We start from the raw sequence: 8,786 nt of genomic DNA, 5'->3' as shown, positions 1-8,786 counted from the left end.
AAGTTTTCCCCGCATCACCGACAGGCGTTTGGCGCCAGAGTCGCCACGGAACGTCCGCTGACCGCCGTGTCCGGGAAGTCGGAGAACACCCCATCTATTCCTAAACAGAAGAACTGCTTGTACTCCTCGATGGGGTCGCCCTGGTAATCGGCGGCGAGATAGCGCGGTTCGTTGCGGAAGGTCCAGGTGTGGACCATCAGCCCCGCCGCGTGGGCGTCGGCGACAACGCTGGCGGGAGCCAGCCGGGTCTTGTCGGCGTCGTTCACCGCGCCGTCCTTGTTCACATCGTCAGCCTTGCCATCGCCGTTGGCATCCACGCCTTTGACGCTGACGATGTAGCGCTTCCAGGGGCCGACCCCGTCCGCGTACTGGGCGATTTCCGCCAGACCTTGCTTGGTGACCAGATAATCCGACTTGCGGGTGTCGCCCGCGGCCGTCCAGTCGTAGGGCTGAAGCGGGATGATGCTGCCATCCAGCGCCGTGTCGTCGGCGTCCACCAACTGGATCAACCGGACCTTGGTCTTCTGGCGCAACCCCTTGAGGTTGGCGGTCTCGAATGACTGGATGAACACCGGCGCCTTACGGCTGTTCCAGCCATTCTTCTTCAACACCTTCAACAGGTTGTCTTCCAGCGGCAGGTTCACCGACTGGTGGTAGGTGGGATGCTTGGTTTCCGGGTACACGCCGATGGTCCGGCGCAGCCGCTTGCCCTCGCCCCGGGCCAGGCTGATGACTTCCTGGAAGGTCGGGACGCGGAATTGCTTGTTGTAGGACTGGCTGCGGAACGCCAGGCGTTGCTTGGCGTACAGGGTCTTGATTTCCGCGAGTGTGAAGTCGTCGGCGAACCAGCCTTCCTCCACGATGCCGTCGATGGTCTTCTTGGTCTTGCGGGCGGCGAATTCGGGATGGTCGGCCACGTCGGTGGTTTCGGTGATGTTCACCTCGTGGCGGGCGATCAGCACGCCATCCTTGGTGGACACCAAGTCCGGCTCAATGAAATCGGCCCCGGCGTTGATGGCGGTCTGATAGGACGCGAGGGTGTGCTCCGGAAAATAGCCGGTGGCCCCCCGATGGCCGATGACCAGCGGCGCCTTGCCGTGCAGGGTCGGAAAGGTGTTGCCGGCACAGGCGGGCATGGCAGCGGAAGCCGCGAGGGCGGCCAGGATTAGCCTCTTCATGATGGATGCTCCGTATTTTTGGTTGGGCGGAACGCTCGGGATGGGGCTAAATCAGGATTTCCCCCGTCTTAGCGTGCCTCCAACATGGTCGGGCCGTTTGGTGTAATGGATATGACCGGCGGGTTAAGAAATGCCGACTGTTTTGCGTGATGGGGGAGATGAGGCGGCGGGGGTTAAGGGTTCGTTCACGGAATCCTCAAACCACTGCCACCGGGAGTGCGTAGAAAGCGCGGTAGTTTTGAACCACGGGCGGAGAGACGGGTTTAGAGAGGTTTTCGTTCGAATACCCGGTTTAACCCCCCCAACCTCCCTTATCAGAGGGGCTTTTCCTCCCTTCCCTGATAAGGGGAGGGCTGGGGAGGGGTTTGAATTTAACCCATACGTCCATGTGAGATGACAGCCGCGCAAGGGTCCGGGCTAACCGGCCTGTCATCAAGACGCAATGGGATTGAAAAAAACGGTTGTTACGCTCCGAAGGTGAATAACGGGCCAGGGCGAATCCGGGTAGGCAGAGCCGACCCGCCGCCCAAGGCTCCCAGAATAAGCCCCCTCACCGCAACCTCGGCGAAAATCCCATGCTAACCACCCCGACCAACGCCCTCACCCTCACCTCCATCGGCAACTTGGCGCTCGCGGGCGCGGAAATCAGCGGCTTCGATCCGGCCAGCCAGCGGCTGTTCGTCACCTCGAGCGCCGGGCTGCAAGTGGTGGATTTCAGCAATCCGGCGGCGCCCGCCCTCATCGCCACCCTCGACTTCACCAGCCTGGGCTTCGCCACCACCGACGTGACCAGCGTGGCGGTCAAGAATGGCGTCGTGGCGGTGGCCCTGCCCAACGCCGACAAGGCGCTGAACGGCAAGGTGGTGTTCCTGAACGCCGCCGACCACGCCCTGCTCGGCTCGGTGGACGTGGGCGCCCTGCCCGACATGCTGAGCTTCACGCCGGATGGCAAGAAAATCCTGGTGGCGAACGAGGGCGAGGTGGTCTCCGACGCCAACTGGGGCGGGAAGGGTTCGGTGTCGATCATCGACATTACCGGCGGGGTGGCTTCCGCCACCGTGCAGACGGCGGGCTTCACCGGCTTCGACGGCCAGGAAGCCGCCCTCAGCGCCGCCGGGGTGCGGCTGTGGCCGGGCCAGAGCGTGTCCGACGATGTGGAGCCGGAATACATCGCGGTGTCCGCCGACGGCGGCAAGGCCATGGTGACCCTGCAAGAGGCCAACGCCGTCGCCATCCTGGACATCGCCAGCGCCAGCTTCACCGGCATCGTGCCGCTGGGCACCAAGGATTTCAGTACCCTGCTGGCGGACTACAGCGACCGGGACGGACCCGGCAACACCGCCCTCATCAACCTGCAAACCGGGATGCCGGTTAGGGGGCTGTACATGCCGGACGCCATCGCCAGCTATCAGGTGGGCGGCGGCACCTTTTATGTCATCGCCAACGAGGGCGACGACCGCAACGATTTCCTCGATCCCGACGAATCCATCCGGGTCGGCAGCGGCGGCTACGATCTCGACAACACCCTCTTCCCCAACGAAGCCGCGCTCAAGACCAACGCCCAACTGGGCCGGCTCACCGTCGCCAACGCGCCCGGCCTGCGCGGCGATACCGACGGCGACGGCGACATCGACCAAATCCTGATGTACGGCGGGCGCTCCTTCTCCATCCTCGACGCCAGCGGCGACCGGGTGTTCGACAGCGCCGACATCATCGAGCGCATCGCCGCCACGCTGGTGACGACGGCGGTGTTCGACGACCGCAGCGACAACAAGGGGCCGGAGCCGGAGGGCGTCACGGTGGGCGTGATCGGCGGCAAGACCTACGCCTTCGTGGCCCTGGAACGCGCCCACCTGAGCCTGGTGTTCGACATCACCGACCCGGCCAACGTCAGCTACACCGGCACCGCCCAGCGTGCGGGCGACCTGAACCCGGAGGGCGCGCTGTTCATCCCCGCCGCCGATTCGCCCACCGGCCAAGCGCTGTATGTCGCCAGCAACGAGGTCAGCAACAACCTTTCGGTGTTCAGCGTCGCAGAAGCCCCCGCCTACTCCCTGCAACTGCTGCACTATTACGGCGAGAGCGGGATGCTGGGCGTGGACACGGCCCCCATCATGGGCGCCCTGATCGACAGGTTCGACGACCAGCACGCCAACACCCTGGTGCTGGGCGAGGGCGACAGCTTCATCCCCGGACCCTGGCTGGTGGCGGGCGCGGATCCCTCTTTGAACGCCGTGGCTGGCATCGGCGCCACCGCCCTGGGCCGCCCCGACATCGCCATCATGAACGCCTTCGGCACCGACGCCTCGGCCCTGGGCAACCACGAATTCGACCTGGGCTCGCCGGTGCTGCAAAGCGCCATCACGGCCTCCGGCGCCTGGGCGGGGGCGCAGTTCCCGCTGCTCACGGCCAACCTCAATTTCTCCGCCGATAGCTCCCTGCGCGGGCTCGCCGACGCCTCCCTGGGCGGCACGGCCAGCAACGCCTACGCGGGCCAGGAAGCCTCGGCCATCAAGGGCAAGATCGCGCCCTACGCGGTCGTGGCTCAGGGCGGCGAGAAGATCGGCCTGATCGGCATCACCACCTTCGACCTGCTCATCAAGTCCTCGCCCAACGGCACGGCACCCAAGGACGACGCCGACCCGAACACCACCGACCTACAGGAAGTGGCGGTCTACGTCCAGGCGGCGGCGGACGCGCTGGCCGCGCAGGGCGTGAACAAGATCGTGATGGTGGACCAGTTGGACACCCTGGACCGCAACAAGGCGCTGGCGCCGCTGGTCTCCGGCATCGACGTGATGATCGCCGGGGGCGGCCACGAGCGCATGGGCGACAGCACCGACACGCCGGCCAGCTTCCCCGGCCACGACGCCGACGTCATCGCCGACGCCTTCCCCATCGTGGCGGCGGGCGCCGACGGCAAGCCCACCCTGATCGCCACCACCGACACCGAGTACACGTATCTCGGTCGGCTGCTGGTGGACTTCAACGCCCAGGGCGAAGTGATCGTTCCCAATCTGAGCAAAACGATTAACGGCGCCTACTCGGCCACCGAATCGACCCTGCAAACGGCCTACGGCAGCACCGCCAGCGCCGCGGCCATCGTGGCGTCCAGCCCCATCGGCAGCAGCGTCCAGGCCATCGTCAACGCCATCGACACCGTGGTGAACACCAAGGACAGCGTGATCTACGGCTACACCAGCGTCTATCTGGAGGGCGACCGGGTCCATGGCCGCACCCAGGAAGTGAACCTGGGCGACGTCACCGCCGACGCCAACCGGGCAGCGGCGGCGCTCACCTTGCCCGCCCAGCCCTACATCGTCTCCTTGAAGAACGGCGGCGGACTCCGCGCCTCCATCGGCGCCATCGACGAGGACGGCGCCAAGGTGCCGCCCACCGCCACCGACGTGAAGCCAGCGGGTGCCATCTCCCAGCTCGACATCGAGAACGCCCTGCGCTTCGACAACAAGCTGATGGCGTTCGACACCACCCCGCAGGGACTGCTCAACATCTTCAACTTCGCGGCGGGCCTTTCCAGCGGCCCGGGCCAGCAGTCCGGCGGCTACCCGCAGGTGGGCGGCATCCGCTTCTCCTACGACCCGGACAATTCCGGCGGCGCGAAGATCGACAATGTTTCCCTGGTGGACGCGGACGGCAAGGTCGTCGCCCGGGTGGTCGAGCATGGCGCGGTGCTGCCCGGCGCCCCCGCCAGCATTGCCGTGGTGGCCCTGAACTTCACCGCCAACGGCGGCGACGGCTACCCCATCAAGGCCAATGGCGAGAATTTCCGCTACCTGCTCGCCGACGGCACCCTCTCCGCGGCCATCGACGAGGCGCTGGACTTCACGGCGGCGGCCAACCTACCCGCCAACACCCTCGGCGAACAGAAGGCGTTCCAGGACTATCTGACCGCCCACCATGCCACCCCGGCCACGGCTTACGGGGTGGCCGACACCCCGGCCAGCGCCGACCTGCGCATCGAGAACCTCAATCTCCGGGCCACGGACGCGGTGTTCCAAGGCTCGGTCATCAATGGTGGCAACGGCGACGACCCCCTGACCCCGACGGCGGGCGACGACAGCATCGACGGCGGCGCGGGCCAGGACACCGTGACATTCGGCGGCAACCAGGCCGACGCCTCGATCCTGCAAACCGGCCTGGGCGCCTGGAAAGTGACCACCGCCACCGGCGGCACCGACCAACTGAGCCATGTCGAGACCCTGCAATTCGCCGACGGCGCGCTGCAATCCAGCATCGACCTCGCCACCTACATCCGGGTGGGCCGCTACGACCTGCCCGAGCCGACCCGCACCACCGCGCCCGCCGGCAGCGTGCTGGCCCAGGAAGTCTCGGGGGTCACGTACAACTGGGACACCGACACCCTGTTCGTGGTGGGCGACGGCGGCACCTCCGTGGTCCAGGTCAGCAAGACCGGCCAGCTCATCGACGCCATGACCCTGGCGGCGGGAACCAGCCCGCAGGGCACCGAGTTCTACGATCCCGAGGGGCTGACCTACATCGGCGGCGGCCAGTTCGTGATGACCGAGGAGCGCGACCGCCACGCCGTGGAATTCACCTACCACGCCGGGACCACCCTGAACCGCACCGACGCCAAGACGGTGGCACTGGGCACCAACGTCGGCAATGTCGGGCTGGAAGGGCTGTCCTACGACCCCCTGACCGGCGGCTACGTCTTCGTCAAGGAAGCCTCGCCGCAGGGCATCTTCCAGACCACCATCGACTTCACGGCGGGCACCGCCAGCAACGGCTCGCCCACCACGGTGAATTCCGCCAACCTGTTCGACCCGGCGCTGGCCGGGGTGGCGGATTTCGCCGATGTCTACGCCCTGTCCAATATCCCGGCCCTGAACGGGCTAAGCCAAGCCAGCCACCTGTTGGCGCTGAGCCAGGAATCCGGGAGGATCGTCAACATCGACCGCACCGGGACTATAAGCAGCAGCCTCGCCATCCAGAACGATCCGGGCAATCCGCTGTCGGTCGCCGACCAGCAGCACGAGGGCTTGACCATGGACCGCTCGGGCACGCTCTACGTGGTCAGCGAGAACGGCGGCGGCGACTTCGACCATCCGCAGCTTTGGGTCTACGCCCCGGCCCAGGTGCCCAACGCCGCCCCCACCGGGCTGGCCCTGCTCAACCAGGCCAGCGCCGTCCTGGAGAACGCCAGCACCGCCACCCGGCTGAAGGTCGCGGACCTCGCCCTCACCGACGACGGGCTGGGCACCAACAACTTCAGCCTCACCGGGCCCGACGCGGGCTTGTTCGAGGTGAATGGTTTCGCGTTGTACCTCAAGGCCGGGACGGTCCTCGACTTCGAGTCCAAGGCTGCCTACGCGGTCAGCGTCAACGTGGACGACCCGGCGGTGGGCGCGACCCCGGACCTCACGGCGAATTTCACCCTAGCCGTCACCGACGTGGTGAACGAGAACCCGGCCCAGCCCACCCTGTTCGTCTCCGAGGTGGCGCCCTGGTCCAGCGGCAACGGCACCATCGCGGCGGACTGGTTTGAAGTCACCAACACGGGGTCCAGCCCGGTGGACCTGACCGGCTGGAAGATGGACGACAGTTCCAACACCTTCGCGGCGGCGGTGGCCCTGACCGGCGTTTCCAGCATCGCGCCGGGCGAATCGGTGATCTTCATCGAGACCGCCGACCTCCCCGCCGCAAAGGTCGCCTTCATCGACACCTGGTTCGGCGGCAGCGCCCCGGCGTCCTTACAAATCGGCGGCTACAGCGGTGGCGGGGTCGGACTCGGCACTGGCGGCGACGCGGTCAACCTGTTCGATGCCGTCGGCGTGCCGCAGGCCGGGGTCACGTTCGGCGCGTCCACCACCAGCGTCCCGTTCCTGAGCTTCAACAACGCCGCTGGCCTGAACAACGCGGCCATCACCGCGTTAAGCGCCACCGGCGTCAACGGCGCGTTCGCCGCCCCCAACAGCACCACCACGGAGATCGGCTCGCCCGGCACGGTCGGCAGGCTGTTCATCTCCGAAGTGGCGCCCTGGTCCAGCGGCAACAGCCCGGTGGGCGCCGACTGGTTCGAAGTGACCAACACCACGGCGTTCCCGGTGGACCTCGGCGGCTGGAAGATGGACGACGCCTCCGGCTCGCCCGCCGCCGCCGTGGCCCTGAACGGCGTCGCCAGCGTCGCGCCGGGCGAATCGGTGATCTTCATCGAGTCCGCCGATCCCGCCGCCGCAAAGGCCGCCTTCATCAACACCTGGTTCGGCGGCAACGCCCCGGCGTCCTTGCAAATCGGCACCTACACCGGCGCCGGCATCGGCCTGGGCGCGGGCGGCGATGCGGTCCATCTGTACGACACGAACAACCTGTTGCGGGCCAGCGTCAGCTTCGGCGCTTCCCCCACCGGCCCGTTCGCCAGCTTCGACAACGCCGCTGGCCTGAACGGCGCGGCCATCGCCAGCCTCAGCGTGGTCGGCACCCACGCGGCCTTCGCCGCCGTGAACGACGGGGCGGAAATCGGCTCGCCGGGCGAAATCGCCCCGGTGAACGACGCGCCGGTGGCGGTGGACGACAGCCTGTCGGCGGTGGAGGCGGGTTCGGGCAATCGCGTTATCAGCTTCGCCAGCCTGCTCGCCAACGACCTGCCCGGCCCGGCCAATGAGAGCGGCCAAAGCCTGACCATCGTCGCCGTGGGCAACGCGGTGGGCGGCACGGTGGGCCTGTCCGGCACGGATGTGATCTTCACCCCCGCGCCGGGCACCACCGGCACGGTTCGCTTCGATTACACGGCGCGGGACAACGGCACCACTCGCGGCGTGGACGACTTCCGCACCGATGAGGGCACGGCGAGCTTCGCCATCACCCCGGCCAGCACGGGCGGCGATACGGGCGGCGATACCGGCGGCGGCACCACGCCCACGCCTACTCCCAGCCCCGAAGACCAGGTGCCCAGCCTCAACGGCGGCGCCCCCGGCGATGGCAACGGCGACGGCATCGCCGACAGCCAACAGGCCAACGTGGCGTCCCTGACCGTCGATCCATCCATCCAGCAGACCGGCGCGAAGTCCTACGTCACCCTGAGCGGCAGCCAAGGCTTGCCCCTCACGCAGGTCCAAGCCTTGCCCGCGCCCACCGACGCGCCCGCCGGGGTCAGCTTCCCGCTGGGCCGGTTCAGCTTCCAGGTGGGCGGCGTCACCCCCGGCGGCACGGCCAACCTGAGCCTGTTCGTGGACGGCACGGTGCCGGTGAACGGCTACTGGAAGCTCAACCCGCAAACCCAGCAATGGGAGGACATCGCCACCAAGATCGAAACGGTGGGCAGCAAGACCCGCATCGACTTCGCCATCCAGGACGGTGGCCCCTTCGACGCGGACGGCGCGGCCAATGGCGCGATTCAAGACCCCGGCGGCCCTGGCTTCCAAGCCAACCGCGCCCCCACGGTCGCCCATGAACTGGCCGACCAGAGCGCCAGCCAAGGGCGGGCGTTCAGCTTCCAGGTGCCCGCCGACGCTTTCGCCGATGCCGACAGCGGCGACGTGCTGGGCTACGCCGCCAGCTTGGCGGATGGCGCGGCCTTGCCCGCCTGGCTGGCCTTTGATCCGGCCACCCGCCAATTCGGCGGCACAC

2 protein-coding genes are annotated in these 8,786 nt (G+C 67.4%); one reads left to right on the top strand and one right to left on the bottom strand.

The window, feature by feature from the left end; translation table 11 throughout:
- Nucleotides 1-14: 14 nt before the first annotated feature.
- A complete protein-coding gene (locus tag ACXWUF_RS13690) occupies nucleotides 15-1,178 on the bottom strand; it encodes a glycerophosphodiester phosphodiesterase (RefSeq protein WP_458495224.1) in 1,164 nt (387 codons plus the stop codon).
- Between the two features lie 575 nt (nucleotides 1,179-1,753).
- On the opposite strand from ACXWUF_RS13690, the gene ACXWUF_RS13685 reads away from it, so the two are divergent.
- The coding region (locus ACXWUF_RS13685; RefSeq protein WP_458495223.1) for a choice-of-anchor I family protein at nucleotides 1,754-8,786 on the top strand (7,033 nt) is incomplete at its 3' end.

It is taken from the genome of Methylomagnum sp., assembly GCF_054333355.1.
This window is presented reverse-complemented; position numbering and strand designations above follow the sequence as displayed.